28 protein-coding genes are annotated in these 26,749 nt (G+C 57.6%); 15 read left to right on the top strand and 13 right to left on the bottom strand.

What is annotated here, in order from left to right; genetic code table 11:
• Nucleotides 1-48: 48 nt before the first annotated feature.
• Nucleotides 49-669, top strand: a complete 621-nt coding sequence (locus tag SJY13_RS14770; protein WP_377191834.1) for an SCO family protein — start codon at nucleotides 49-51, stop codon at nucleotides 667-669.
• An 87-nt stretch (nucleotides 670-756) separates the two neighbouring features.
• On the top strand, nucleotides 757-1,311 hold the full coding sequence (locus tag SJY13_RS14765; protein ID WP_377191832.1) for an ActR/PrrA/RegA family redox response regulator transcription factor: 555 nt from the start codon (nucleotides 757-759) through the stop codon (nucleotides 1,309-1,311).
• 109 nt (nucleotides 1,312-1,420) lie between these two features.
• On the opposite strand, the gene SJY13_RS14760 is transcribed toward SJY13_RS14765, so the two are convergent.
• Nucleotides 1,421-2,605: a formylglycine-generating enzyme family protein gene (locus SJY13_RS14760; protein ID WP_377191830.1), complete on the bottom strand. Its 1,185-nt coding sequence runs from the start codon at nucleotides 2,603-2,605 to the stop codon at nucleotides 1,421-1,423.
• 268 nt (nucleotides 2,606-2,873) lie between these two features.
• Here SJY13_RS14760 and SJY13_RS14755 point away from each other — a divergent pair, with 268 nt between their 5' ends.
• Both SJY13_RS14755 and SJY13_RS14750 read left to right on the top strand, forming a co-directional pair.
• Complete coding sequence (locus SJY13_RS14755) at nucleotides 2,874-3,593, top strand: NYN domain-containing protein (protein WP_377191828.1); 720 nt, start codon at nucleotides 2,874-2,876, stop codon at nucleotides 3,591-3,593.
• Nucleotides 3,594-4,019: 426 nt separating this feature from the next.
• Nucleotides 4,020-4,391, top strand: coding sequence for a VOC family protein (locus SJY13_RS14750; protein WP_377191826.1), 372 nt, complete (start codon nucleotides 4,020-4,022; stop codon nucleotides 4,389-4,391).
• Here the strand turns inward: SJY13_RS14750 and SJY13_RS14745 are convergent.
• Entirely contained in the window at nucleotides 4,388-4,981 is a 594-nt protein-coding gene (locus SJY13_RS14745) for an HD domain-containing protein (protein WP_377193665.1), read from the bottom strand. The genes SJY13_RS14750 and SJY13_RS14745 overlap by 4 nt on opposite strands.
• Before the next feature lie 205 nt (nucleotides 4,982-5,186).
• Here SJY13_RS14745 and SJY13_RS14740 point away from each other — a divergent pair, with 205 nt between their 5' ends.
• Together SJY13_RS14740 and ahcY are read left to right on the top strand one after the other, a co-directional pair.
• Nucleotides 5,187-5,501, top strand: coding sequence for a hypothetical protein (locus tag SJY13_RS14740; RefSeq protein ID WP_377191824.1), 315 nt, complete (start codon nucleotides 5,187-5,189; stop codon nucleotides 5,499-5,501).
• 101 nt (nucleotides 5,502-5,602) lie between these two features.
• Nucleotides 5,603-6,991 carry an adenosylhomocysteinase gene (gene ahcY / locus SJY13_RS14735; RefSeq protein WP_377193663.1) on the top strand — a complete coding sequence of 463 codons (1,389 nt, stop codon included), beginning with the start codon at nucleotides 5,603-5,605 and terminating at the stop codon, nucleotides 6,989-6,991.
• A 58-nt stretch (nucleotides 6,992-7,049) separates the two neighbouring features.
• On the opposite strand, the gene SJY13_RS14730 is transcribed toward ahcY, so the two are convergent.
• On the bottom strand, nucleotides 7,050-7,697 hold the full coding sequence (locus SJY13_RS14730) for a DUF899 family protein (protein WP_377191822.1): 648 nt from the start codon (nucleotides 7,695-7,697) through the stop codon (nucleotides 7,050-7,052).
• Between the two features lie 187 nt (nucleotides 7,698-7,884).
• Here SJY13_RS14730 and SJY13_RS14725 point away from each other — a divergent pair, with 187 nt between their 5' ends.
• Complete coding sequence (locus tag SJY13_RS14725) at nucleotides 7,885-8,226, top strand: DUF2853 family protein (RefSeq protein ID WP_085822444.1); 342 nt, start codon at nucleotides 7,885-7,887, stop codon at nucleotides 8,224-8,226.
• A gap of 224 nt (nucleotides 8,227-8,450) precedes the next feature.
• Here SJY13_RS14725 and SJY13_RS14720 read toward each other — a convergent pair whose 3' ends face one another.
• The 5 genes from SJY13_RS14720 to tsaD all read right to left on the bottom strand — a co-directional run bounded on the left by SJY13_RS14720 (nucleotide 8,451) and on the right by tsaD (nucleotide 12,547).
• Nucleotides 8,451-9,635: a hypothetical protein gene (locus SJY13_RS14720; protein ID WP_377191820.1), complete on the bottom strand. Its 1,185-nt coding sequence runs from the start codon at nucleotides 9,633-9,635 to the stop codon at nucleotides 8,451-8,453.
• A gap of 162 nt (nucleotides 9,636-9,797) precedes the next feature.
• Nucleotides 9,798-10,220: an EVE domain-containing protein gene (locus SJY13_RS14715; protein WP_377191818.1), complete on the bottom strand. Its 423-nt coding sequence runs from the start codon at nucleotides 10,218-10,220 to the stop codon at nucleotides 9,798-9,800.
• Nucleotides 10,220-10,489, bottom strand: coding sequence for a YciI family protein (locus SJY13_RS14710; protein WP_377191816.1), 270 nt, complete (start codon nucleotides 10,487-10,489; stop codon nucleotides 10,220-10,222). The genes SJY13_RS14715 and SJY13_RS14710 overlap by 1 nt, the downstream gene beginning before the upstream one ends.
• Nucleotide 10,490: 1 nt before the next feature.
• A complete protein-coding gene (locus SJY13_RS14705; RefSeq protein ID WP_377191814.1) occupies nucleotides 10,491-11,453 on the bottom strand; it encodes an NAD(P)H-dependent glycerol-3-phosphate dehydrogenase in 963 nt (320 codons plus the stop codon).
• Entirely contained in the window at nucleotides 11,450-12,547 is a 1,098-nt protein-coding gene (gene tsaD, locus SJY13_RS14700; RefSeq protein ID WP_377191812.1) for a tRNA (adenosine(37)-N6)-threonylcarbamoyltransferase complex transferase subunit TsaD, read from the bottom strand. The genes SJY13_RS14705 and tsaD overlap by 4 nt, the downstream gene beginning before the upstream one ends.
• A 97-nt stretch (nucleotides 12,548-12,644) precedes the next feature.
• On the opposite strand from tsaD, the gene SJY13_RS14695 reads away from it, so the two are divergent.
• From SJY13_RS14695 to SJY13_RS14685, 3 genes are read left to right on the top strand one after another with little or no spacing between them, the layout of a single operon-like run.
• A complete protein-coding gene (locus tag SJY13_RS14695) occupies nucleotides 12,645-13,358 on the top strand; it encodes a uroporphyrinogen-III synthase (RefSeq protein WP_377191810.1) in 714 nt (237 codons plus the stop codon).
• Nucleotides 13,359-13,412: 54 nt separating this feature from the next.
• The gene (locus SJY13_RS14690; RefSeq protein ID WP_377191808.1) at nucleotides 13,413-14,903 is read left to right on the top strand and encodes a COG4223 family protein; all 1,491 of its coding nucleotides are present in this window, start codon (nucleotides 13,413-13,415) and stop codon (nucleotides 14,901-14,903) included.
• A 10-nt stretch (nucleotides 14,904-14,913) separates the two neighbouring features.
• Nucleotides 14,914-16,422, top strand: coding sequence for a heme biosynthesis protein HemY (locus SJY13_RS14685; protein WP_377191806.1), 1,509 nt, complete (start codon nucleotides 14,914-14,916; stop codon nucleotides 16,420-16,422).
• 36 nt (nucleotides 16,423-16,458) lie between these two features.
• Here the strand turns inward: SJY13_RS14685 and SJY13_RS14680 are convergent, their stop codons facing one another.
• The 5 genes from SJY13_RS14680 to SJY13_RS14660 all read right to left on the bottom strand — a co-directional run bounded on the left by SJY13_RS14680 (nucleotide 16,459) and on the right by SJY13_RS14660 (nucleotide 21,455).
• Nucleotides 16,459-17,238, bottom strand: a complete 780-nt coding sequence (locus SJY13_RS14680; protein ID WP_377191804.1) for a citryl-CoA lyase — start codon at nucleotides 17,236-17,238, stop codon at nucleotides 16,459-16,461.
• On the bottom strand, nucleotides 17,235-18,422 hold the full coding sequence (locus SJY13_RS14675; RefSeq protein ID WP_377191802.1) for a CaiB/BaiF CoA transferase family protein: 1,188 nt from the start codon (nucleotides 18,420-18,422) through the stop codon (nucleotides 17,235-17,237). Before SJY13_RS14675 ends, SJY13_RS14680 begins: the two co-directional genes overlap by 4 nt.
• Nucleotides 18,412-19,923 carry a tripartite tricarboxylate transporter permease gene (locus SJY13_RS14670; protein ID WP_085822434.1) on the bottom strand — a complete coding sequence of 504 codons (1,512 nt, stop codon included), beginning with the start codon at nucleotides 19,921-19,923 and terminating at the stop codon, nucleotides 18,412-18,414. Before SJY13_RS14670 ends, SJY13_RS14675 begins: the two co-directional genes overlap by 11 nt.
• Before the next feature lies 1 nt (nucleotide 19,924).
• On the bottom strand, nucleotides 19,925-20,407 hold the full coding sequence (locus tag SJY13_RS14665) for a tripartite tricarboxylate transporter TctB family protein (RefSeq protein WP_377191800.1): 483 nt from the start codon (nucleotides 20,405-20,407) through the stop codon (nucleotides 19,925-19,927).
• Nucleotides 20,408-20,474: 67 nt separating this feature from the next.
• Nucleotides 20,475-21,455, bottom strand: a complete 981-nt coding sequence (locus tag SJY13_RS14660; protein WP_085822432.1) for a Bug family tripartite tricarboxylate transporter substrate binding protein — start codon at nucleotides 21,453-21,455, stop codon at nucleotides 20,475-20,477.
• Nucleotides 21,456-21,563: 108 nt separating this feature from the next.
• Between SJY13_RS14660 and SJY13_RS14655 the strand changes: the two genes are divergently transcribed.
• From SJY13_RS14655 to SJY13_RS14635, 5 genes are all read left to right on the top strand, one after another.
• Nucleotides 21,564-22,232: a response regulator transcription factor gene (locus SJY13_RS14655; RefSeq protein WP_377191798.1), complete on the top strand. Its 669-nt coding sequence runs from the start codon at nucleotides 21,564-21,566 to the stop codon at nucleotides 22,230-22,232.
• Nucleotides 22,222-23,589, top strand: coding sequence for a sensor histidine kinase (locus SJY13_RS14650; RefSeq protein ID WP_377191796.1), 1,368 nt, complete (start codon nucleotides 22,222-22,224; stop codon nucleotides 23,587-23,589). Before SJY13_RS14655 ends, SJY13_RS14650 begins: the two co-directional genes overlap by 11 nt.
• On the top strand, nucleotides 23,568-24,572 hold the full coding sequence (locus SJY13_RS14645; protein ID WP_377191794.1) for an ABC transporter substrate-binding protein: 1,005 nt from the start codon (nucleotides 23,568-23,570) through the stop codon (nucleotides 24,570-24,572). The genes SJY13_RS14650 and SJY13_RS14645 overlap by 22 nt, the downstream gene beginning before the upstream one ends.
• Nucleotides 24,573-24,673: 101 nt before the next feature.
• Nucleotides 24,674-25,765, top strand: coding sequence for an MHYT domain-containing protein (locus SJY13_RS14640; protein WP_377191792.1), 1,092 nt, complete (start codon nucleotides 24,674-24,676; stop codon nucleotides 25,763-25,765).
• A gap of 139 nt (nucleotides 25,766-25,904) precedes the next feature.
• A complete protein-coding gene (locus SJY13_RS14635; RefSeq protein ID WP_377191790.1) occupies nucleotides 25,905-26,738 on the top strand; it encodes an FAD binding domain-containing protein in 834 nt (277 codons plus the stop codon).
• Nucleotides 26,739-26,749 lie beyond the last annotated feature (11 nt).

Below are 26,749 nucleotides of genomic sequence, written 5' to 3'. Positions count from 1 at the left end.
GTCCCGGCCGAAACGATCAACAACCCCTCTTATCGCAGGATAGATGTCATGATCCGCCTTTACGCCGTCCTTGCAACTGTTGTTCTGGCCATCGGCCTTGGGGCCATGTGGCTGCTGACACGCGGTGCGGGCTCGGACGATCAGTTCGCGCAGTGCCGCTCTAGCACGATCGCGGGGGGCACCGCCGCAATTGGCGGGCCGTTCGAACTGATCAATGGCGCGGGTGAGACTGTGACGGACACCGATGTGATCACCGAACCGACGCTGGTATACTTCGGATATTCCTTCTGTCCCGATGTCTGCCCCTTTGACATGTCCCGCAATGCCGAGGCGGTGGATATTCTGGCGGAGCGTGGCCAATCAGTGACGCCTCTGTTCATCTCGATCGACCCCAAACGCGACACGCCCGAGGTGATGGCTGACTATGCTTTCAATCTCGGTGGCAAGACCATCGCGCTGACCGGCTCGCCCGCGCAGGTCAAGGCCGCCAGCCAGGCTTACAAGACCTATTACAAAGCCCATGACAGCAACGACGAATTCTATCTGGTCGACCATTCGACCTTTACTTATCTGGTGACGCCGCAAGAGGGGTTCATTGAATTCTTTGACCGCAATGACACCTCGGAACAGATGGCGGACAAGGTCGGGTGTTTCCTGGACAAGATCTAGGCGCGATCACATCGGTTTGACGTTTGAAATGGCGCTGCTATTACTCATGTTTAAGCCAAAGGCATGAAATAGCGGAAAGACCTAACTATGGCAGACAGTTCTCAGCTTGATATCGGACCTGATAAATCCCTGCTTTTGGTGGATGACGACGAGCCGTTTCTGAGACGTTTGGCCAAGGCCATGGAGAAACGCGGGTTCGAGGTTGAAACCGCAGGATCTGTCGCTGCAGGCCGCGCTATCTCCACCGCCCGCCCGCCCGCTTTTGCGGTTGTGGATCTGCGGCTTGAGGACGGCAACGGCCTGGATGTGGTCGAAGTGCTGCGCGAAAAGCGCCCCGACAGCCGGGTTGTGGTTCTAACCGGATACGGTGCCATTGCCACGGCCGTGGCTGCAGTCAAGATCGGCGCGACCGACTACCTGTCCAAACCCGCGGATGCCACTGACATCACCAACGCCCTGCTGGCCAAAGGCGACGAACTGCCCCCACCGCCGGAAAACCCCATGAGCGCGGATCGCGTACGTTGGGAACATATCCAGCGGATTTATGAGCTGTGCGACCGCAACGTGTCCGAGACTGCACGGCGTCTGAACATGCACCGCCGGACGTTGCAGCGGATACTGGCGAAACGCAGCCCGCGATAGCGAAATTTTATTGGGTTTTGTTCAGAACTCTGATTGCCTTTAGAAGACACATCCTATGTCGGCTTTGCGAACAAAGCGGACACTGTATCGGGCGTCTCCAAAGGCAGTTTTATTGCTCCGGGGTTAAATCGCGGACGACACGAAACCCAACCGCTGGCGCCCAGTAATCACTTGATATGGCAACGCGTCGGGCGGGTCTTGCTAACTCTGCATGTCCGGCATACGCACCTCCCTTTATCGAACGCTTACAATCGGGACGGTCTGTATCTACTGCCAAGTATTGACTGGACGTTTCTAAACCGCGATGCGGTCCTTCTCCGCAAGAACTTGTGAATTCACCGGCGTTACCGGACATATGCCGGAGCCCCCAATCATTTGCAGCATTGAGATTGTCTACCGGCAAAAGTTCTCTGGCACTTCCAAAATCAAGTTTCCAAACACGTTCACCATCCACATCTTCGAAGCGGTAGTTTAGAAAGTTGGCCTGTTCTAATGTCAGAGTGTCGCCTTGCGCATACCTAGTTGTTGTGCCAGCCCGTGCTGCGTATTCCCATTCCGCTTCGGTCGGAACCCTGTAGACATTTGCCCCCACCTTTTTGTTGAGCCACGACGTGTAATCAAGCATCTCACAATAAGTCATGCCAGTCATTGGGCTGCGTGGATGGGTTGCATGTGGTCCCTTGGGAAGGCGAAACCTAACGCGTGTATCTGGATTTAGAGTACAATCCACGGCGCTCTCACACGAAGAGTATTTATAGCGCGGAAGGTCCTTTTGTCCCATCTCGCAGCCACCGTCTTCAACGCAAGCAGCCCATTCTTCGCGCGTAACTTCGTTGCGTCCCATAGCGATAGGCAGATCAATAGTAACCAGATGGCGGGGTACTTCGTGCAGAAACGGATTGACAGAATACTGGGGGTCATCCTGTTGGACGACGTTTCCACTTGCATAATATTGTCTTAGACCCTCTTCAGGTCGATCTGGATCGATGCCAAGGTTGGTAAAGGACTGTCTGAGCTTCAATTCGTAGTCAGATGGGTCGAGTTTCGTGGTTAAATAGGTATTTATGGTTAAATATCCGCTTAACTGCGCAGCATTCGCCTCTCGGACCGTTGTGCCCATTTGAATCTCACCCAGCGGTAGAACGATCATTTCTGGGCAAACATCACAGTCTTGAAAAACGTCGAGGGCGTTCACCCTTTCGCCGTTCGCGGTGACATATACTTCTTCAGCAGATGCAACGTCTCCAAACACTAAAAGAATTATCAGCCCCAAGAGAGCAAGTGCGTTACACATCAAATGTTCCAAAAATTAGGTCAGGTTGTTCTGCGCATACGAAAATTGGGGTGCGCTTAAAAGCCGACATTCTCTTTTTTGAAGTATATGTTGCTATGGGCTCTTACCTCCAACCGATGCCCTCCGCAGTGAAGGTCTGCTGTGAGCCCAGAGTGGTCTCTTCTTATCCTCTAGATTTCTGTTTCTTAAGTATTCTGGTCTTCGCGTCGGCAATTCGATAAGCAGAGACAAGTTAATACTATATGGCAAAAGATATGGTGCTGGCCAAATGACCGAACGTTCTCAACCGCTATTGGCTACACTGATTGATGCCGATAACGTGCCAGCCAAATTTGCGGAAGCAATCCTCAAGGAGGTCGCTTCAATCGGTGAGCCCGCACTTAGACGAGTTTATGGCGACTGGACTAGCGGTCGGCTGAAAAGCTGGTCGGAGAAAATCCTGACACTGGGCCTTGTTGCACACCAGCAGACCGCAAATATCTCAGGTAAGAACGCTTCCGATATTGGTCTAGTGATTGATGCGATGGACATCTTACATGGAGGTCGGTTCGACGGCTTTGTTTTGGTATCTTCTGACAGTGATTTTACCAGTTTAGCCAATCGTCTCAGAGAGGATGGCTTAATGGTAATTGGCATTGGAGAGAAAAAAACTCCGGAACCACTTAGGAACGTGTGTAACCGATTTATTTTTATCGAAAACCTTTTAGCGGATGAAGATGAAGCTAAGAAATCGGCTTCGGCAAAGGAGCAGCCGCAAAAAGCTGCAAAGTTACTCCTAGATGCTATGGCTCGCATCCAACAGGATGACGAGTGGTTTCACCTAGGACAACTAGGGCAGTCTGTAGTCGCTGCGCATCCCGATTTCGACGCTCGGACTTACGGAAAGTCGAAACTGAGCGATCTTGTAGCCGCGATCAAAGACTTCGAAACAAAGAGACAGGGCAACAGCCTCTTCATTCGCTACGTCCAGCCAAAACCGAAGCCCTGAGAAAATTTCGCTTCAATGTGACCGACCGCATTTTCCGCTCATCAGCCATTTTCAATCCGGTGCTGAATGTCCTATTTTCGCAGATCTCGACATGCTGCACGAGCGAAGCCTCAAAGTGCGGTGAAGGACCGGTTTGGGCTCAGAACGGACATTGGATCAACACCAATTGCTAAAGTAAGCCTATCAGCGCCACGTGTCGATCCATAGGCGCCCGCCCTACAAAAACCGGTGGTTTAAGTCTGATCTCTGACCCCTCTATCACCGCCTTGTCCAGGTTGCCAATGATGGAATCGGTTAGTGGCTGGCCTTAGTTTTCGTTGGTGGTCCTACACCTGCCCAGCCTAACAGTTTAGTGACTTGATACTTGCCAGGGTATGCCTGAGTGTCGGGGTCAAATCTAAACCCACTAAAAAACAGGATAGACCCATGATCGGATATGTGACGATCGGCGTTTCAGATTTGAAGCGTGCGACAGATTTTTATACAAACCTGTTCTCTGACAAGGGTGCCAAAGTTGTGATCAATGCCGGGCGCATTGTCTTTATCGGCAATGATCCTGCGGCACCGATGTTGGCTGTTTGCACACCGTATGACGGAGATGAGTGCGCGGTTGGGAACGGCAATATGATTGCCTTTTCGGCGGCCTCGAAGGATGAAGCTAAGGCCCTGTACGACAAGGCCATCAGCCTTGGTGCCACCGACGAGGGCGAGCCCGGCCAACGTGTCCCGGATCGCTTTTACGGGGCCTATGCCCGCGATCTGGATGGCAACAAGCTGTGCTTTTACGTGTTTGGTTAGAGCTGGGCTAATAGCACCTGATGCCGGTCGGTAAACGCCCGCCGCACCTCAACCGGCGGGCGTAACCGGATCTCCAGCCCTTCCATCACCGACATGTCCGGGCGGCCAAAGAACTTGGTGGCCTCACCGTCGGAAAACCCGGCAATCTGTGTGGCCTCCATCCAGGCGCTGATCTTGTCGGCCTTTTTGATCTGTCGTTTTACTGTCGCAGGAACCGCTGCGGGCAGGCCGAACCGGATGTGGATTGCAGCCGTCAGCCGGTCATCCAGCGCGCCGTAACCGGGGCCGACGGCGGATTTTACCGGAGAGATCATATCTCCGATCACATATTCGGGGGCGTCGTGTAACAGGGCCGCCAGCCGCCATTTCATCGGTGCTTTGGGCGCGATGCGGCCAAAAAGCTCTTCGACCAGCAGGGAATGCTCGGCCACGGAATAGGCGAAATCGCCCGCCGTCTGGCCGTTCCAGCGCGCCACAAAGGCCAGTCCGTGGGCGATATCTTCGATTTCGATGTCCACCGGAGTCGGGTCCAGCAAGTCCAGCCTGCGCCCCGACAGCATCCTCTGCCATGCTCTTGCTTGTGTTGCCATTATGCCATGCCTTGTGAAGTCGAACACGTAAGTTTCGCGTTTTTGTGCTATGATGTACCTGTCGATATCAACAGCTGCCAACTTTTTCTTGAGCATTCGTGCTTTGCATCGACACCTGTTGATACCGACATTTGTGCTGAGGGGGGCGCATGCTCCTCCCAGTGTGCCCCTCTCGGAACGTAACCCGTATCGAAAGGAGCCCGCTATGTTTAAGCGACTGTTTGGAATTTCTCTGGCCTTTGGAATGGCCGCCACCGCCCCCCCCGCTTTTGCCCAAAGTTGTGCTGAGCGCGAAGATGTGATCGCCAAGCTACAAGGCAGCTATTCAGAAGAGCTGGTCTTTGGCGGATTGCAGAAAACGCGTGGGGCACAGGCTGTCATGGAGGTTTGGACCTCGAAGGAAACCGGAAGCTATACTGTTCTGGTGACCCGCGCGAACGGCATTAGTTGTATTGTCGCCGTTGGCACAGATTTTTTTGAAGCGATCCCGAAGATTGAACCAAAGGGTCAACCCAGCTGATTTAAGTGGCGGAACATCTGTTTACGGTCATCCAAGTTGCTACCGACCCCAAGTGATGCTAGGGGCAGCCGGGACTGTGATTTACCGGAATGGAGCACCTGATGGCCGGGGACTATATCGTCAAAGACATTTCGCTGGCCGGGTTTGGCCGCAAGGAACTGGATATCGCCGACACCGAAATGCCGGGCCTTATGGCGCTGCGCACCGAATACGGTGCAAGCAAGCCGCTGAGCGGTGCCCGCATCGTCGGCTCGTTGCATATGACCATCCAGACTGCCGTGCTGATCGAAACGCTGGTCGCACTGGGCGCAGATGTGCGCTGGGCGTCGTGCAACATTTTCTCGACCCAGGACCATGCTGCGGCGGCGATTGCCGAAGCGGGTGTTCCGGTCTTTGCCATCAAAGGTCAGACGCTGGAAGAGCATTGGGACTACCTGGACAAGTCCTTTATGTTTGCGGACGGCCCCAACTTGATCCTGGACGATGGCGGCGACGCGACCTTGTATATCCTGCTGGGCGCGCGCGCCGAAGCGGGTGAAGATATCATCCCTGTGCCGGGCTCGGAAGAGGAAGAGGTGATCAAGAAGCAGATCGCCAAGCGTCTGGCGGCCTCGCCCGGCTGGTTCACCAAGATGCGCGACCAGATTCAGGGCGTGTCCGAGGAAACAACGACGGGCGTGAACCGCCTGTATCAGCTGGTGAATGACGGCCAACTGCCGTTCCCGGCAATCAACGTCAACGACAGCGTCACCAAGTCGAAATTCGACAACAAATACGGCTGTAAGGAATTGCTGGTCGACGGCATCCGCCGCGCCACCGACACCATGATGGCCGGTAAGGTTGCCGTGGTCTGCGGCTATGGCGACGTGGGCAAAGGTTCGGCCGCGTCCCTGCGCGGGGCAGGTGCCCGCGTGAAGGTGACCGAGGTCGACCCGATCTGCGCGCTTCAGGCGGCAATGGACGGGTTTGAAGTGACGCTGCTGGAAGACGAAGTTGCTAGCGCGGATATCTTCATCACCACCACCGGCAACAAGGACGTGATCCGGATCGAGCATATGCGCGCGATGAAGGACATGGCCATCGTCGGCAATATCGGTCACTTCGACAACGAAATCCAAGTGGCCAGCCTGAAGAACCACAAATGGACCAACATCAAGGAACAGGTCGATATGATCGAGCTGCCCTCGGGCAATCGCATCATCCTGTTGTCCGAAGGTCGTCTGCTGAACCTCGGCAATGCCACCGGCCACCCGTCGTTTGTGATGTCGGCATCCTTCACCAACCAGGTGCTGGCGCAGATCGAGCTGTTTACCAAGGGTGACCAGTACGAGAACAAGGTCTACATCCTGCCCAAGCATCTGGACGAGAAAGTGGCCCGCCTGCATCTGGACCGGATCGGCGTGAAGCTGACCAAGATGGACAATGACCAGGCCGCCTATATCGGTGTAGCACCGGAAGGTCCTTACAAGCCCGAGCATTACCGGTACTGAGGTGTTCCACCTCAAATCAGAAACGGCGGCCCATCCGGCCGCCGTTTTCATTTTAGGTTCAGCGCAGTGTTGGGAAAAAGTCGCCACGGCCCTGCGGTGTCAGGTCCAGAATATTCCACAGGGGCCAAGCGGCATCCACATGCCGGGGGTGCCAGTCACTGGGTTCAAAGAACAGTTCGGACGCCCAGAAATGGTGGATGCCGCCCTGATCGCGCCGGAATACATTGAGGATAGGTAACTGATCGCCACCCTCAGACTGCGCAAGGTAGTCGCTTTGATACCCGGTGCCGAGCGCCGAAAAAAGCGGCAGATCCGACCAGCCCATTTGTCGTTTCAACTGTGCCAGCTTTTCGGGCGTATTCTCGGCGACAACGGCAATCGAGATCTTTTGACCGATATGCGCGACCTGACCGTTCATACCATCCAAAAAAGCGGAACACATCGGGCAGGGCTGGGTCGCGTCTGGACCATACATCAAAGAATAGATCGCCAATGTGTCATGGGACCCAAACAGTGAGGAAATAGGGTAAATCTCATTCTCGGGGCTGCGGAACGCATAATCCTGCGGCACCTTGCCACCATTGGGCAGTGTCCGGCGCAGTGCTGCCACCTGTTCTACTCGGGATCTCAGATCGGCTTCGGCCGCCAGCAGCGCGTTGCGGGCCGTGCGGTATTCTGCGGATTCGTTGGGCAGGGATACGGGCATGGGAACCTCCTTGTGTCATTATTTAACCCACATGTTAAATATAAAATCAACAAAAAACAATTTATCCGGGATACTGCAGAGGTGTGTTTACGGGGAATGGATTCGATTTTTCCCTTTGTGCATCGCCTTCACATCGCTACCGTTTGCGATGCATGGGGACATCTAAAAAACCAACGAGGAGATGACTATGGGAAAACGCGACGAGTTGATCGCCAAATACGCAGAAGATCTGAAGTCCAAATGCGGCATGGATGCCGATATGGATCTGTTGACCAAAGTGACCATCGGCTGTGGTCCGGCTATTTATGACGCCGACGCCTCAACTGTGGCGGCCAGCCAGGATGGTGAGATTGAGACGGTCAAGAACAACTTCCTGATCAAGAAACTGGGCCTGTCGGATGGTCCGGAGCTTTCGGAAGCGATCAACAAGGTGCTGGAAACCTATGGCATGTCCGAGCGTAACAAATACCGCGCAGTGGTCTATTACATGCTGACCAAACATTTCGGCAAAGAGTCGATTTACGGCTGAGCCGGGCCAAATCCAATTTGCGGCGCCCGTCAGTCCTCTGGCGGGCGTATCCAATTTTAAGCAATTGGTGTTTGTGCCGGGTGCGGGAAATGGGCTAATGTCCCAGTGTGACCAGGACGGTCAGAGCCAAAGATATCCAGACGCGTGTGGTGAGTAGGGAGCACGCGGGGGTAGGGAAGGTTCTGAATTCGTCAGGGCCTTCCCTTTTTTCCGATAAGTCCGAGTTACTGAAGCTCTTTCAGCAGGCGTTCGACGAACTGATCAAACTGGGTTTGTTCCACCCTTGCTTCGCTGGCTACGCGACCACCTCTTCCTGCCAGGTAAACCTCAATACGACCTGGTCTGGTTTTGCGACCTGCGTTGGTAAAATCCCTTGAAATGCCGCCTAGGGCGCCGGCCACGGAAATGGCCATTTCAGCATCATTTGGATGATAGTAGCGTACCTGAGTTTCCCTGACCGAATACCCGACTCGGGCTGTCGCCGAAACATTTGCTTTGCCATCAGTCAAAACCTGCATCGCCTTTTCGCTGGTTTCGACTGAAACCTGAACGGGCACAAACAGCGATACATCAATGGCCGCTTTGGTCTTTGGTGCAGTCGGGGCCTCTTCATTGGTTGGTCTAATCGAATCTGTTGCATTGTCCGGTAGGTACGGGCCGAAAAAATGTGCCGGATTCTGTGACTTATCGTAAAGCTGCGACGCTGACTGCGTGATGCTATCCGGAGTCAGGACCAGCTCTTCCAACGGCAGTGAAATCGCGTGTAGCACTGGCGGCTGAACAGGTGATTGGTATTTCGGTGGGTGCATGAGGGGTAAGCCTGTCGGGGTCACGGATAACGTTGGGGCCTGTATGTCTTCTGGCGGATTGAAAATGTCGGGCCTATTGGGCGTCATGGCCATGGTGAGATCGGTCGCCAGATCAGTTTGGTCTATGGCTGGCACCGGGACCTGCGACAGCTCGGTTTCAGCCGGTTGAGGGTCTTCATTCTCGATCACAACTACCGCGGCAAGCGCGCTCTGATCCGCCCAAGTTGAATCATCGGCAGTTTTCCAGTTCGAGATGACGCTGGATCCTCCCCAATACAGAAAGCCACCGGCAAGCATTGACGCCAAAACAACAGCGAATAGACGGCGCCCGTTTTGGTCGGTCCGGTGTTTGTTCTGGCTTTTGAACAGAGGTGGTTTCGCCACCAGCGGCGTGGGTTCAACGTCAGTCTTTACAGGGTCGTCCTGAACGGCGACGGATGCGCGATCTGAGGGCTCTTCTTGCTTGGCGGGCTGCGTGTTTTGAGCGAGGGCTAAAGCCCGTTGATTGCGCGCCTCTTCCAGCCGCGCCTCCCAGCTTTTGGATATCTGCGCAGAGACACCTTTGTCGAAATTCCCAGTGCTGCCTTTTTCGTCAGACATGGGCTCAAACTCTCAAACAGAAACGATCAATAATCCGACAACACCAAAAGAACGACGGGATCACAAAACTCGTAATCTAAAGTATCCCGCCGGGCGAAGCGCGCCTTGTATAGCATTTTACCGCAGGATTGAGAAGGATTGGGGTCGCAACAGGTTTGTGCGTCAGTCTGCCTGTGTCTGACCGAGGGCGCACACCAGCTGCCATTCCACATCGCTGACTGGCTGAACCGACAGGCGCGAGTTCTTCACCAGAACCATCTGATCCAGACGTTCCTCGGCCTTGATCTGTTCCAGGGTGACCGGCGTCGTAAAAGGTCGTATCGCCCTGATATCCACGCATTCCCAACGCTCATCATCGGTGGTGCTGTCAGGATGGGCCAGGGCGCAGACCTCGACTATGCCGACAATCGCCTTGTCCTTTTGTGAATGGTAAAAGAACCCCCGGTCACCGACTTGCATCTGGCGCATGAAGTTGCGTGCCTGATAATTGCGCACACCATCCCATTCTTCGCCCAGCTCGCCCTTGGCGACCTGGTGATCCCAGCTCCAGGTTGAGGGTTCGGATTTGAACAGCCAATACGCCATCAGCCGATGACCTTCTTCCAGGCAATCAGATCGACCGACTGAAACAGCCCGGCCTTGGCATAGGGGTCATTGTCGGCCCAGGCCTGTGCGCCAGTCATATCTTCGACCTCGAGGATGATCAGCGATCCGATCATGGCGTCACCGTCCAGCAGGGGACCGGCCTGCGCCACGACGCCGGTTTCCTCGATATACGCAAGATGGGCCGCGCGATTGTCCATCCGGGTTTGCAGGGCGCCGTCCTTGTCACGAGCGATGAGGGCGATCAGCATTCTATTCCTCCTTGAGGGGTCGGTTGAGCAGCCAGCGCATGGCTTCGGCCACACTGTATGCGCCGCTGCTGAGTTCCGCCACCGTTGTACTGATGGGCATGTCCAGGTTTTCGGCGGCCGCAATCTCGGTCAGGGCGTGTGCTGTTGCAACGCCCTCGACGGTGGTGTTTGTGTCAAAGTCATCCTGCCGCCCCAGTGCCAGACCATAGCGATAGTTTCTGGACAGCGCGGATGAACAGGTCAGAACCAGATCGCCCATCCCCGAAAGCCCCATCAGAGTGTCAGGCCGGGCACCGCGCATCAGGGCAAAGCGTTGCATCTCGGCAAAGCCTCGTGTCATCAGTGCAGCGCGGGCGCTTTCGCCCATGCCTTCACCGATACAGGCACCGCAACCGATGGCCATGACATTTTTCAATGCACCGCCCAGTTCGGCCCCGATCACATCAGTTGTGCGATACAGGCGCAAATTGGCTGTGCTCAGGTCGTGCTGCAGCTTTTGGTTCAGCACATCATCTTTGCAGGCCAGCGTCAGGGCGGTGGGAAGCCCACGCGCGATGTCGTCGGCAAAGCTCGGCCCGGTCAGAAGGGCGGGGTGCACATCCGGGACCGTCTTGCGGATCACCGAGATGGGCCCAAGGCCGGTCGACAGTTCAATCCCTTTGCAGCATGCGACCAGCGTCTTTCCGGCCAGCACAGCGGAGTAGTCCCGCAAGGCACCGCGCAGTTTTTGCATCGGTACGGAAACCAGCAGGATGTCGCTTTGTGCGGCCAGCGTGATATCTGACGTCACCGCTATTCTGTCCGGTAGGCCTATGTTTGGCAGACGTGCCGCATTCTCGCGGTTTTCCTGCATCAATTGCGCCTGTTTCGTATCCCGCGACCACAGAGTCACCGGTCCGTTTCCGGCCAGCGAGATCGCCAATGCGGTGCCAAACGCGCCTGATCCCAATACCGAAATACTCATGCTTTGGCGCCTTTCTTGCCGCTGCCCAGCATGGCAGGGCTGGTCTGGTCCAGCGGCCAGCGGGGGCGCGCGGTCAGGTCCAGCCCAGCCCTTGCGCCGGTCCGAAACCGTTCGATCCCGGCATACGCGATCATGGCGGCATTGTCGGTACACAAGCCAAGTGGAGGCGCAGTGAAACGTGCGCCGTTTTCCTCACAAACAGTCTCTAACGCGGCGCGTATAGCGGAATTTGCGGCCACACCACCAGCGACGGCAATGACCGGGTCCGAGGGCTCTTCCGACAGGTACAGGTCAATCGCACGGCGGGTTTTCTCGGCCAATGTGTCGACAATGGCCTGCTGAAACCCGGCGCAAAGATCAGCGCGGTCCTGACGGGTCAGGCCGCCTTTTTCAGCGACAATCTGATCACGCATACGCATCAAAGCGGTCTTGAGCCCCGAAAAGGACAAATCACACCCCGGCCGATCCAGGAGAGGCCGGGGAAAGCGGAACCGTTTGGGATCGCCCAGCCGCGCCTCGGCCTCGACCGAGGGGCCGCCGGGTTGCGGCAGACCCAACAGGCGGGCGGTCTTGTCGAAGGCCTCGCCCGGGGCGTCGTCAATTGTACCGCCAAGGCGGGTGAATTTTTCAGGCCCGTGCACGATCAGGTATTGGCAATGCCCGCCCGACACCAGCAGCATCAGGTAAGGAAAGGCGATCCCGTCGGTCAGGCGTGGCGTTAGCGCGTGCCCGGCCAGATGGTTGACCCCGATCAGGGGCAGGCCGGTTGCGGCGCTTAGCCCTTTGGCGCACATTACTCCCGACAGGACGCCGCCAATCAGGCCCGGACCGGCGGTCACGGCAATAGCGTCCATATCGGACAGGTTCAGGCCCGCGTCGTCAAGCGCCTGAACGACGCAGATATCCAGTTTCTCGGCATGGGCCCGCGCCGCGATTTCCGGGACAACCCCGCCAAAGGCGCTGTGCAATTCAGTCTGACCATGCACGATTGATGACAGAATCCTTGCCTGTTCGCCGTCGGGCTGGCGCACGACTGCGGCGGCGGTGTCGTCACAGCTGCTTTCCAACCCGAGTACTGTAAGTGTTTGCACCATTGGCCTGATCCGTTGCATCATGATGTCCAAGCGGGGTATCACCCTGCGCAGATGCAAACAATCCCAAGGCCGAAGGCGCCGCCTGTTGTATTTGTTGATGACCCGCCCTCGCGCCGCCTCTGAGAGGTTTGTCGCGCAGCTGCCGACCCGCATCAGGTCCCGGGTTCAGGTCATCTATTCCCCGATTCTGGAAATCAGACCGCTGTCCGTTCAGGTGGATACTGCAGGGGTGCGTGGTCTGATCTTTACTTCTGCAAATGCAGTGAATGCCGCAGCCTCTCTGGATGTGGCGCGGGATTTGCCGGCGTTCTGCGTGGGGCCTGCCACCACCGGTACGGCCAAGGGGGTAGGGTGGAACGCGCAGATGGTAGGGGCCACAGCCGAAGAGCTGGTGGCGTTTCTTCTCAAGGACAGGCCCGATAGCCCACTGTTGCACCTGCGGGGCGAACACAGCCGGGGTAATATCGCTGAACGATTGACCGAGTCGGGGCTGACGACCCGCGAACAGCCCGTTTATCAACAGCACCTGTTACCGCTGACATCCGAGGCAACGGTGGCAGCAGGTGGCGAAACATCGATAATTGCGCCTTTGTTTTCACCTCGAACGGCGCGACATTTTGCCGACATCTGGGTTGGTTCTGCGCCCCTATGGTTGGCCGCTATCAGCGATGCCACAGCCGAATCCCTTTATTCCATAGACTATGTACGCCTGAAGATTACCAAAGCGCCGACACCCAAGAAAATGCGGAAAGCCGTTAAAAAGCTTGTGAAACATGCGATGCGGGTTGAGGGCGACGAGGCCACCGACTAACTTGGTCTAGTCTGTTATTCTTGTGTTTTTGGATTCGATAAGGGGAACGTTGCGTTGGCTGGCAAAAAGAAAACCGATCAAAAGCCGGTGGAAGACCCCAAGTCAGAGGGCGAGATCGACCCTGTTTCCACTGCAGAAGATGCGCTGCTTGACCTGCCCGAGCAGGTAGAAGAGGTGCTTTCCGAAGCCGAAGCCGAAGCCGAAGCCGAAGCCGAAGCCGAAGCCGAAGCCGAAGCCGAAGCCGAAGCCGAAGCCGAAGCCGAAGCCGAAGCCGAAGCCGAAGCCGAAGCCGAAGCCGAAGCCGAAGCCGAAGCCGAAGCCGAAGCCGAAGCCGAAGCCGAAGCCGAAGCCGAAGCCGAAGCCGAAGCCGAAGCCGAAGCCGAAGCCGAAGCCGAAGCCGAAGCCGAAGCCGAAGCCGAAGCCGAAGCCGAAGCCGAAGCCGAAGCCGAAGCCGAAGCCGAAGCCGAAGCCGAAGCCGAAGCCGAAGCCGAAGCCGAAGCCGAAGCCGAAGCCGAAGCCGAAGCCGAAGCCGAAGCCGAAGCCGCCCCGGTTCCCGTCGAAGACAAGCCCGCCGAACCCCGACAAGAAAAACGGGGCGGGTTCGTACCCGCTTTGATCGGCGGTGCAATTGCCGCAGCAATCGGATTTGCGGCGGGCAACGCGGGTCTGTTCACCAAGGGCGAAACGGATACGCTGGCGGCGCTAGAGACGAAACTCAATGATCAATCCACTCAAATTGAAAGCCTGAAGAATTCGCTGTCGGACACCACGGATCTGAATACAAAGCTTTCGGCGCTGTCGGATCAGGTCGCGCCGCTCACCTCGGAATTGGAGACGGTCAAATCCAGCCTCGATGGGCTGGCAGGCAAGGTCGACCCTCTGGCCAGCCGCGTCAACGATCTGGAAAGCGGTGCGTTGACCCAAGGGGCGACACCCGAAGTATCCGCCGCCTTTGAGGCCGAGCTGAAGAAACTGCAGGACTCACTGGCCGCGCAGCGGGCTGAGGTCGAAAAAATGGTCTCGGACGCGCAGGCGCTGGAATCTCAAGCAGCGGCCAAGGCACAGGCTGCAACCAATGCAGCGATCCTGTCTCAGGTCCATGGCCAGCTGGATTCAGGCCAGCCCTATAACGATTTGGTAGGTGAGCTTACAGCTGGCGGTGTGACTGTGCCCGAGGCTCTGTCAGCTCCTGCGGAAAAGGGCGTTGAAACCCTTGCCGCTTTACGGGCGTCCTTTGCGCCCGCAGCCCGTACTGCGCTGGCGGATGCGCGTGACGCGGACAAGAGTACCGGGCTTGTGGCCTTTTTACAGCGCCAGACCGGCGCACGCTCGGTCACGCCGCAGGACGGCGATAGCCCGGACGCGGTCCTGTCCCGCGCGCAGGCTGCTTTGGCGGATGGCAAAGTGTCGGCGGCGCTGAGTGAACTCAAATCCCTGCCCGATGCGGCGCAGGCTGCTCTGGCCGATTGGGAGCAGGCGGCTCAGACGCGTGTGGCTGCCGTCGATGCTGCTAATACGCTTCAATCCAGCGTAAACTCGAACTGAAGGACCTGCCATGCTGTGGTCATTGTTTAAGATTCTTGTTTTTGTAGCGATTATCGGCCTGCTGGCCATGGGCGCCATGTTCCTGATGGAAACCAGCGGGGGCGTGCAGATCACCGTTGGGGGCGTGGAATACACGCTTGGACCACTGCAATCGGTGATCGCGCTGGGTGTGATGGTTGTGGCGATCTGGGTACTCTTCAAGCTGCTGACCCTGCTGATTGCTACGCTGAAGTTTCTCAACGGCGATGAAACGGCCCTGTCGCGCTATTTCGACCGCAGCCGCGAACAGCGCGGTTATCAAGCGCTGGCCGATGGGATCATGGCGCTGGCCTCGGGCGAGGGGCGTGTGGCAATGACCAAGGCTACCAAGGCCGAGAAACTGTTGAACAAGCCAGAACTGACCAACTTGCTGGTGGCTCAGGCGGCTGAGATGAATGGCGACACCAAAAAGGCGTCTGATACCTACAAGAAACTGGTCACGAACAATGCCACCCGCTTTGTCGGCGTGCGCGGTATCATGAAACAGAAACTGGCCGAGGGCGATGACGACACCGCCCGTAAACTGGCTGAAAAAGCTTTGGCGATCAAACCGCGCCATGCCGAAACGCAGGATATTTTGCTGGGTCTGCAGACCAAGGCGCAGGATTGGGTTGGCGCGCGCTCGACCCTGACGGCCAAGCTGAAGGCCGGTCATCTGCCACGCGATGTATTCAAACGACGCGACGCGGTTCTGGCCCTGTCCGAAGCCAAGGATATTCTGGATGAAAGCGCCACGGTCGAACAGCAGGAACACGCGATTGAGGCCAACCGCCTGTCCCCCGATCTTGTCCCCGCCGCTGCGATGGCCGCGCGGGCCTATATCGAAAAAGGCAAACCGCGCGCCGCGACCAAGATCCTGAAAAAAGCGTGGGAGGTTCAACCCCACCCTGATCTGGCCCACGCCTTTGCCGAGATTGCGCCGGATGAAACCCCCGTCGAGCGCATCAAGCGCTTTACCGCGTTGACTCGTATTCATCCCGAAAACCCGGAAACTAGGTTGATTTTGGCCGAACTGAGCATCGTTGCCGAAGACTTTCCCGAAGCGCGTCGCGCGCTGGGTGATGTTGTTGAAAAGCAGGCGGATGCCCGGGCTTACACCTTGATGGCTGCAATTGAACGCGGCGAGGGGTCGACGGACGCGGTGGTTCAAGGCTGGCTGGCTAAGGCGCTGAATGCACCACGCGGGCCGCAATGGGTCTGCGACAATTGCCACGATATCCAGGCCGAATGGGGCCCGGTCTGTCAGAATTGCCACAGCTTTGATACGCTCAGTTGGCAAACACCGCAAACGCCCGAGATTGCCTCGGCCACTGGTGTTCACATGCTGCCGTTGATCGTGGGTGCGCTGGAAGACAAGGCTGATCCAGCCCCTGAGCCTGACATGGAAGAGGTCGCGGAAACGGTGGACTCCGAGGTCATCGAATTGGAGGTTGAGCCTGTTCGCCCCGATGTCGAGCCCGTGGTCGAAAAACAAGCCTAGCGAAGTTAAAGCCGGGGCGCTGTCGTATCGAAAAGGCTAGTGCTGGTCGGCATCCGGCTTGTAAGTCCAGCGGTATTTGGGTGGGGTCGGCCCCTTGTTGCGCCCGCCCTGCTGCATCTGTTCCCAGGCATGGGCGAGTATTCCGACGGACCGGGACAGACAGAACAAACCGCGCGCGAGCGGTGCAGCAAATCCCAGTTCGGCGTAAATCACCGCGGTCGCTCCGTCGATGTTCATCGGAACCGGTTTGCCCACCCGGTGCGCCAGCTCTGTCTCGATCCTTTGCGCGATGGTCGCGAAACGGCCATCGCACGCACCCTGTGCGACAGCGGTGTCAACCAATTCCATAAGGCGCGGTGCCCTTGGATCGGTCGGGGTATGAAACCTGTGCCCAAAGCCCGGCAGGATTTTTCCGTGAACCGTGACCCATTGGTTCAGCGCAACGTCCAAACTCTCGGAATGGGAATCAACGAAATGATAGAGCGTCACCGCCTGCTGACCCGCGCCGCCATGGATGTCACCCAGCATGTTCACCGCGCTGGCCATCGCATTGTTCAAGGGTAATCCGCAGGTTACGGCCATCCGCGCAGTGGCGATGGAAGGGGCCTGCGGGCCGTGATCCACGGCTGCGACAAGGGCGGCTTCGAACAGGTGGGCCTGCGAGGGCGATGGTCTGTCTCCGCGCACCATGAACCAGATCATTTCAGCAAAGCTGAGCGCACCGATCAGGTCCTGAATGGGCTCTCCGCGCAGATCAATCCGACCGGGCTCCATGTCGATGATGGCTGTAGTCCACCAGTCGGCAACATCGCTCATATGACGCCCTCCTTTTTCAACGCATCGATTTCGACCTTGGACAGGCCAAGCTCTGACCAGATCGAGACATTGTCCGCCCCCAGATCAGGCGGTGATACCTGTGGCATTTTGCGGCTGCCGTTCACAACGACGGGGCTGCCTGCCAGGCGGAGGTCTTCGCCCCGGACCGACAGTGCTCCGATCAGGCCGCGTCCGGACAACTGTTCATCTGCCAAAGCATCGGGGACCGAAAAAACTGGTCCGGTTGGAACGCCCAGTGCGTTTAATTCCTGCACCCAAACATCGGCGGGACGCGTGCGCAGAACGGTCTCTAACTCTGCGCGCAGGACGTGGCGGTTCTGTTTGCGGGTTTCGCGGCTGGCGTAATCGGGATGGTGCAGCAGGTCAGCGCGGCCAAGGTGTCGCGCAAGGGCCTGCCATTGCTCATCCCGGTTAGCGGCGATGTTGATCGGGCTGTCGGCAGTGGCAAAGGTGCCAGATGGTGCTGATGTTGTGTTTTCATTGCCGTGGGCACCCGGTTGCACATCACCGACCAGAAAATTCGACACCACCCAGCCCATGGTGGAAATCACAGCCTCGGACATGGCCACGTCCAGAAACGCACCACGCGGGTTTGCGTTCAGCGCCGCGGCAACGGCAAAGGCTGCGGTCATACCACCGATCGTGTCCGCTGCTGGGTATCCAACCCGGTAAGGCGCGGTATCAGCCGAACCGGTGATCGACATGACGCCGCTGATCCCCTGAACGATCTGATCATAGGCCGGGTCATCCTTGCGGGGTCCGTCCTGCCCAAAGCCGCTGATGGCGCAGTAAATCAGGTTGGGGTTCTCGGCCTTCAGCGCCTGATATCCCAACCCCAGACGATCCATTACCCCGGGCCGGAAGTTTTCGACCAGAACATCGGCTGTCTGCACCAACTGTTTCAGCAGTATTTTGCCCCGTTCAGATTTCATATTTAGCGTGACAGAGCGTTTCTCGGCGTTTTGCGCCAGAAAGCTGATGCCCATACCGGCGGCGTTGCGGTCAGGATCGGCACCCAGAACGCGGGCCAGATCGCCGCCGTCCGGGCGTTCGACCTTGATGACGTCTGCGCCTATGAGGGCCAGCTGATAACAACAATACGGGCCCGCCAGAACGTTTGTCAGGTCAAGAACCCGAACGCCTGCAAGCGGGTCAGTCGCCATCAGCCACGCCTGCCGCACGCGCCCGTGCGCGCCGCGCGCGGTAGCTGGGCAACAGGATCAGCAGTGCGGCGATGACCAAAAGCCCCAATGTCATCGGACGTTCCCAGATAAAGGCGATACCATCATAGAGCTGCATCGAGCGGGAAAAGTTGTCCTCCATCATGCCGCCCAGAATGAAGCCGATCAGCAGTGGAGCCAGCGGGTAGTCGGCAAACTTCAGCGCAGTGGCGCAGATGCCGAACCCAACCAGCAACAACAACTCGGTCGCATTGTTCTGGCCGATATAGGCCCCCATCAGGGTGAAGAACAAAATGAACGGGATCAGGTAGTTCCGGGGCACTGACAAAACCTTGGCGATATAGGGGATCAGCGGCAGGTTCAGGATCAACAGAACCAGATTACCGATAAACATCGACATGATCACCGCCCAGAATATCTGTGGCTCATCCAGCATTAGCCGTGGGCCCGGTGTCACGTTCAGCGCGATCAGGGCACCCAGCAGGATGGCTGTCGTGCCCGATCCCGGAATGCCCAATGTCAGCAGCGGTACAAACGAACCGGTACAGGCCGCGTTGTTTGCAGTTTCGGGCGCGGCGAGACCTTTGATCGAGCCTTTTCCGAACTCTTCCTGCTCTTCTTTTGGGGCGATATTGCGTTCGATCGCATAGCCCAAAAAGCTGGCAATTGTCGCGCCTGCGCCGGGCAGGACGCCGATAAAGAACCCTTGGATAGATTGACGTCCGATCACTGGGGCAATGGCCCTGGCTTCGGCTCTGGTGATGCGCAGGTCTTTAATCTCACCATCGTCACCTTGCAGGTTCTTGGGCTTGAGGACCAAAAACAGAGCTTCAGGCAGGGCGAACATCGCCATGGCAAGGGTGATAAAGCCAAAGCCCGACTGTAGATCCATGATGCCCATGGTAAAGCGTGGCAGATTGAACAACGCACCCTCGCCCACCGTGGCCATGATCAACCCCAGAATGGTCATGATCATCGCCTTGGCAACCTGACCCGACCCGGCAAACGCCGCGATGGCTGACAAGCCGACCACCATAAGGGCGAAGTACTCCGCCGAATGGAACAGCAGTGCGACCGAGGACAGGGCCGGCGCAAAGACCATCAACAACACGGCCCCCAGCGTTCCGCCTGCAAAACTGGCAATTGCAGCGATGGTCAGCGCTTTGCCGGCCTTGCCTTGCCTTGCCATTGGATAGCCGTCGAAACTGGAGGCTACGGTGCCGGCGACCCCCGGCGCGTTCAACAGAATAGACGAGGTTGAGCCGCCAAAGATTGCGCCATAATACACCCCGGCCAGCAGGATCAGTGCGGCGGACGGGTCGCCCATCGAAATGGCGACCGGGATCATGATTGCGATGATCGACATCGGCCCCAGACCCGGCAACATTCCAATGAATGTGCCGATCAGGCATCCAGCGACGACCATCAGCAGGTTTTGAATGGAAAATGCAGTTTGCAGGCCGATCAGAAGTCCTTCGAGCATATCAGCCTCCGAAAATGCCCGGCAGGGGGCGCATGTAAATTCCAAGAACTTCCTGGACAAGGTACCAGACAGAGCCCGTCGCGATGAGGGCGACAGGCAGCATGATGTGCCATTTCCGTTCGCCCAGGATAAACGAACCCAGAACAAGGAAGGCGGTTGTTGAGATCAGGAACCCGACGGGCCGCAGACACAGAGCGTAGATGACCATCAGCGCCAACAGCATAAGCGCCTGGCCAAGGTGGTACTCGCCGAGGCGGCGATAATCGATATCGGCCTCTTTGATTTCAGATTTCTCAAACCCCAGCAGGATGATCGTTGTGGCGATAATCCCGAGGATGGACAGCACTTTGGGGAAGGTGCTGGGCCAGATTGGGTTGCGTTGCATGAAGGGGGGCAGGCTGCCATCCATCGTAAACCATGCGGCGTAGCCATATGCCAGGCAAACACCCAGCATGATGAGCGCGATCCAGCGGTCAAGCGCCATAAGTCGCCCTCCTTTTTTGAATTCAGTTTGGACTGGCAGAGCGGCGCACCGCTCTGCCGGACAGGGATTACAGGAAACCCAGCTTTTTCATCAGGTCGCTGATCTGCTGTTCCTGCTGTTCCAGGAAGGTCGAGAAGTCGTCACCCGAGTTGTGGATGTTTACCCAACCATTGCGCGCGCGTACTTCTTCCCACTCGGGCGTGTCGTACATTTTGGCGATCGCCGCCTGATAGGTCGCCAGTTTGTCCTCGGGCAGGCCGGGGGCTGCAAAGAAACCGCGCCAGTTCACAAAGGTGGTGTCGATCCCTTGCTCTTTCATGGTCATGGCGTCTGGTGCCGCGTCAACACGTTCGTCCGAGGTAACGCCAATGATCTTGACCTCGCCCGCGTTGGACAGATCAACCGCTTCTGAAAAACCCGTCGACAAGGCCGCGATCTCACCGGACAGCAACGCCGCCATGGCTTTGCCGCCTGCGTCATAAGGGATGTACTTGACGCCAAGCGCGTCCTTACCAGCAGCTTCCATGACCATGGCCGCAACCAGATGGTCCATGCCACCGGGAACCGAGCCGCCGCCAATGGCGGTAGCGGATGGGTCCGCGTCAAAGGCGGCCAGAAGATCATCCATCGAATTAATGGGGCTGTCTTTGCCCACGACAATCGCGGCGTAATCTCCAATCGTGCCTGATACCAGCGTCAGGTCGCGGAAGTTATGCGGGAACACACCGGTAAGCGAGCGGATGACGATTGGTGTCGAATTCACCATCAAAGTACCATGATTGCTGTCGGCGTTTTCGATCAGGAACCCGATGGCCTTGCCGCCGCCGCCACCCGACATGTTTTCGTAGGATGCGGTGCCAACCAGACCGGCATTGGTCAGGGCCTCGCCCGTGCCGCGGGCTGTGCCGTCCCAGCCGCCGCCAGCGCCGCCCGGGATCAGAAAGTGGATGCTGTCTACAACCTGGTCTTCGGCCAAGGCAGGCCCGGTCAGACCAATTGCAGCCACGGCTGCGATCAGGGCACGGCGGCCCAGTTTCAATGTTGTCATTATGTCCTCCCATTTGACAACTGGCCGCAGGGCGGCTCAGATTATTCTGGACCTAAACACATCAACCTGACATCAACCTGTCATGCGCGAAAATACTGTCTGCTGCCCATGAAGTTTCTGCTTGTAGAAGACAATCTGGACCTCGCGAACGCGGTCAGTTCCCGTATGCGCCTGGACGGCCATGTGGTTGATCATGCAGCAAATCTGGAAGACGCAACCGCCTTTGTCGAAACCGAAGATTATGACCTTATCCTGCTGGATATCATGCTGCCCGACGGGGACGGTCGTAAATTCCTAAAACGTCACCGTGCGGGGGGTTTGGACACGCCCGTCATCGTTTTGACCGCCCGCAGCCAGGTATCGGACCGAATCGGTTCGCTGGATCTGGGCGCGGATGATTACGTCACAAAACCCTTTGACCACGCTGAGCTGGAGGCCCGCTGCCGCGCTGTATTGCGCCGCAAGTCGGGCAGTTCGAAATCAACCATCGAGATTGGCGGCATCGTTTTTGATCCGGTGGCCGGGCATCTGACCGTGGGTGGCGATACCGTTTCCTTGCGCAATCGGGAATTACGGATGATCGAGCTGTTCATCAACGCTCCGGGTCAGGTGTTTTCGAAACAAAAGCTGGCGGACAGGCTGTTTTCCTATGACGACAATGTCTCGGACAACGCGATCGAGGTCTATGTCGGCCGCTTGCGCAAGCATTTGGAAAAGTCCGATCTGAAAATCACAACGTTGCGCGGGCTGGGGTACAGGTTGGACCATGGTACCTAGTCCGACAGTATCAGGGTCTTTGCGCAACCGTCTGGTTCTGGCCCTGATCGGCGGCGCGGCTGTCCTTGCCATCCTGTTGTTTTTCACCGTCCGCAGCTATGCGGCAAAGGTGGCCCAGCAAGGGCAGGACAATATTCTGGTGGCCTCGGTTGCTTCGATCCTGGACGCGGCCGCGCTGCGGGAAGGCGTGTTAGAGGTTGATATACCCTATGCCGCCTTTTCGATGCTCAGCACACCGTCAGACGACCGAGTGTTTTATGCCATCTTTCAGGACGGGGCGTTTATGTCCGGCTATGACGACCTGCAGCTTTCAGACGGCCCCGAGGAAGAGCAATGGACCTTCCACACTGGCGAGGTCCGAGGCGAACGTATCCGGCAAGTCAGCGCAAGGCGCACCCTTGTCGGGCTGGGAAAACAGACCGAGATCGCGGTGGCTTTGGGTCAAACACAGGATGCACTGTCGGACACGCTAGACCAAATCTCGCGCAATGCGGCCTATCTGGGGTTGGGCTTTTTTCTTCTGACCGCAGCGTTGTCGTTCTGGGTCGCGTCGACGACGTTCGGGCAACTCAACCGGTTGACCATGTCGGTCACGCGCCGGGGGCCGCAGGACCTGAGCCCGTTCAAAAAGCCAGTGCCCAAGGAAATGGCACCGCTGGTGTTGTCGCTGAATTCACTGATGGGGCGGCTGGACCAGTCGCTCAGCCAGTCCGAGGATTTTATTGCTGAAGCGGCCCACCGGGTGCGCACACCATTGGCGACGGTCCGGTCATATGCCGAGACGACCCTGCACCGGGTTGAACGCAAGGAAAACCGCGAGGCGCTGCGTGCCATGGTGCGCGCTATTGACGAAAGCTCGCGCGCGGCGGGGCAGTTGCTGGACCATGCTATGATCACCTTTCGGGCCGATCATCTGGAACGCGAAGAGATCGACCTGGTGGACTTGACCCGCGAACTGGTGCAGCGCCTGACGCCAATTGCCGAGATGAAAGAGCTGTCTCTGTCGCTGACCGGTGAGCCATCGGTTCCTTATTCAGGGGACCCAATCCTGATTCAAAACGCTGTGCGCAACATGATAGACAATGCGCTGAAATACGCTCCGGCGGACAGCACGGTTGAGATTGACGTTAACACCACGCCAGGCATTCAGATCACGGTCAGCGACTCGGGTCCTGGATTTCCGCCGGACGAGATTGATATGCTGACACGCCGCTTTGAACGGGGCCAAAACGCAACCGGTACCATTGGGTCGGGTCTGGGGCTGACGATCGCTCAGGATGTCGCAACGGCGCATGGCGGATCCCTTGTCCTGACCAATCAGCAAAAGGGCGGCGCATGCGTTATCTTATCGCTTTGATCCTGATCCTGTTCCCGCTGGTCGGAGCAGCGGATGACTGGGAGGACCGGTTGATCTTTAACGAAGGGGCCGAAGGCGCGCATCTGCGTGTGATCTCGAGCACCGATACGGTGTTGTTTGCCCCCCTGATCGAAAGCTTTGTTGCCCAATACCCCAGTATCGGTATCGAATACCTCGTCTCGGGTACCGCCGACATAAACCGACGCGTCCGTGCCACGCCCAAGGCGTTTGACGTCGTCATCTCCAGCGCGATGGACCTACAGCTGAAGCTGGCCAATGATGGGTTTGCGTTGCCGGTAGAGGATGTTCAGGTGCCAAGCTGGGCCCAGTGGCACCATAGCCTGTTTGCCTTCACGTTTGAGCCCGCAACCATCGTGATCAACCGCGCTGCGTTTGAAGGACAGCCGATCCCACAGACCCGGCAGGGATTGATCGAAGCGTTACGCAAGCGTCCGGAAGAGTTTCGCGGCAAGATTGGAACCTATGACGTGCGCCAATCCGGCCTGGGGTATCTGTTTGCCACGCAGGACGCGCGCGCCTCGGAAACCTATTGGCGACTAATGGAGGTGATAGGCGGTCTAGATGTCCGGCTCTATTGCTGTTCGGGTGAAATGATCAACGACCTTGCGGATGGGACGATCTATGTCGCCTATAACGTGCTGGGCAGCTATGCGGAGGTTCGGACCGAGGGCAAAGACGCGTTGGAGGTGATCTTTCCCTCCGATTTTCAAACCATCATGATGCGCACAGCCATGATCTCTAAGGTGACACAAGCGCCTGAGGCGGCGGAACAGTTCATTCGGTTTCTGGTCTCGCAAAACCCTGCGACGCCGGAAGGCCATTCACCGCTGCCCTTTTTGCGGTCCGACACCGATATGACCGAGAGAGAGACGATTGGCCTGAACCCAGCCCTCCTGACCTTCTTGGACGGGCTGAAACGCCAAAAGTTTCTGTCGGCCTGGGAAAACGCCGTTATTCAATAGGGAACTGCCAGCCAAACCGGATCTGTGATCGCTGGCCAATTGTCCCAATCAAATCCGTTTGCTAACGTCGCCCTCGCGTCGGGGAGGGCGCGAAAACCGAAATGCTGGACTATTCGCATAACGCCTGGCTGGTGGCGGCGTCTTTGGCCGTTGCGCTGATGGCGGGCTTTACCGGTCTTTATCTGACGCATGGTGCCTCCAAGCTTGGGCCGCAGCGGCGCAAATCTGTTGTGGCTCTGGCGGCGGTCATTCTGGGCGGTGGTATCTGGTCGATGCATTTCGTGGCCATGTTGGGCCTGCAACTGCCGATCCTGTTTTACTACGACGCGCTGATTACACTGATTTCGGCTCTGGTTGCGATTCTGATGGTGGGTTTGGCGCTGCTCTTGCTCCATTTCCGCCCCCGCACAATGCAGACCATTGTTGGCGCGGGTGTGATCGTCGGTCTGGGGATCGTGGTGATGCACTATGTCGGCATGGCGGGGATGGAGCTGTGCCGGCCCGTCTACAACGCCTGGGATGTGGTAATTGCAACGCTGGCCTCGGTCGCTTTGTCCGTGCTGGCGATCTGGGTTGCCTATGACAATCGCACTCAGCGCAACATTCTTCTGGGAACGGCGTGTTTCGGCCTTGCGGTCTTTACCATGCATTTTGTGGCCACCGGCCTGACTGATTTCGTCGCCAGCGACAATGCTGCAGGGACCGGGCCCGCGCTGAACAATCAGGTGCTGGCGATGGGCGTCACCGTGTCGGTGTTCCTGATCTGCGGCGCCTTCCTTTTGACCGGGATCACCTTTATCGAACCAGAACACCCAACGGTGCGTGATGCGTCGGACCCAACCCCTGAACCCGCCGTCCTGCGCGCCGGTGTCCCGTTTGAGCGCGAAGGCCAGACGTTTTTTACCGAACCCGCCCGAGTGGCCGCGATCCGGGCCGAGGGGCACTACACCGTCCTTTACATGGGCGCGGAAAAGCTGTTTTGCCCTTGGTCGATCACCGAGGCTGAATCCCGCCTGGCAGCAGACGGTTTTTTGCGGGCGCATCGCAGCTATCTGGTGAACCCCAAACACATCTCAAGCTTTGAGCGGCACAAGGACAACGGCACTTGCTATTTCGACGGGGTCGAGGCGTTGAAAAAGATCCCCGTCAGCCGATCCCGCCTGAATGATATTCGCGACGCGCTGGGCCTGTGATCGCATCTCGTGCAGCTTATTCGCATCTCGTGAAACAAGCCGCGCGCCCCGTTTCCGTTAACTGGAACGCATAAGGCCGCAGCCGCTTTTCTGTCCCCAGGTCCCCCAAGGCATAACGTCCGGACCCAGGGAGGAAAACATGATACCAGCCGGTTTTGAGTATCACCGGCCGGGCGATATCGCCTCGGCCATTGGCATTTTACAGCAACACGGAGACGAGGCGCGCGTGATTGCGGGCGGGCACAGCCTGATCCCGATGATGAAGTTGCGCATGGCCGAGATGGGCCATCTCGTAGATCTACAGGCGATTGATGAGCTCAAGGGCATCGAAGTTGGTGCTGACACAGTCTCGCTGGGCGCGATGGTCACGCAACACGAACTGATTACACATGATGGGCTGGCGTCTGCTGTTCCTCTGATCCGCGAGGCCGCCTTGCAGATCGCGGACCCTCAGGTGCGCTATATGGGAACTGTTGGTGGCAACGTGGCCAATGGGGATCCGGGCAATGACATGCCGGGGTTGATGCAGTGCCTGAACGCGACGTTTGATTTGTCCGGCCCGGACGGCAACCGCAACGTCGCCGCGCGCGACTTTTACGAAGCCGCGTATTTCACCGCCCGTGATGATGAGGAAATTCTGACGCGCATCTCGATCCCGGTGCCCGGCGCAGGTGTGGGTCAGGCCTATGAAAAGCAAAAACGCAAGATCGGCGATTATGCCACCGCTGCGGCGGCGGTGATGGTCGGCAATGGGCAGGCCTCCGTTGCGATGACCAATCTGGCGGATACGCCCATCTGGTCTGATGCGGCCAGCGCCGCACTGGCGGCAGGGAATGTCGACGCCTGTGTTGCAGCTATGCTCGACGCGATCGACCCGGTCGAAGACAACCGTGGCCCCGTCGAGTTCAAGAAGCACGTGGCAGCCGTGATGTTGCGCCGCGCCATTGCCCGCGCGCAAAGCCGCGCGAGCTGAGGGGGAGGATC

The organism is Ruegeria meonggei, from assembly GCF_042768335.1.
In the GTDB taxonomy this organism is placed as follows: Bacteria; Pseudomonadota; Alphaproteobacteria; order Rhodobacterales; family Rhodobacteraceae; genus Ruegeria; species Ruegeria meonggei.
This window is presented reverse-complemented; position numbering and strand designations above follow the sequence as displayed.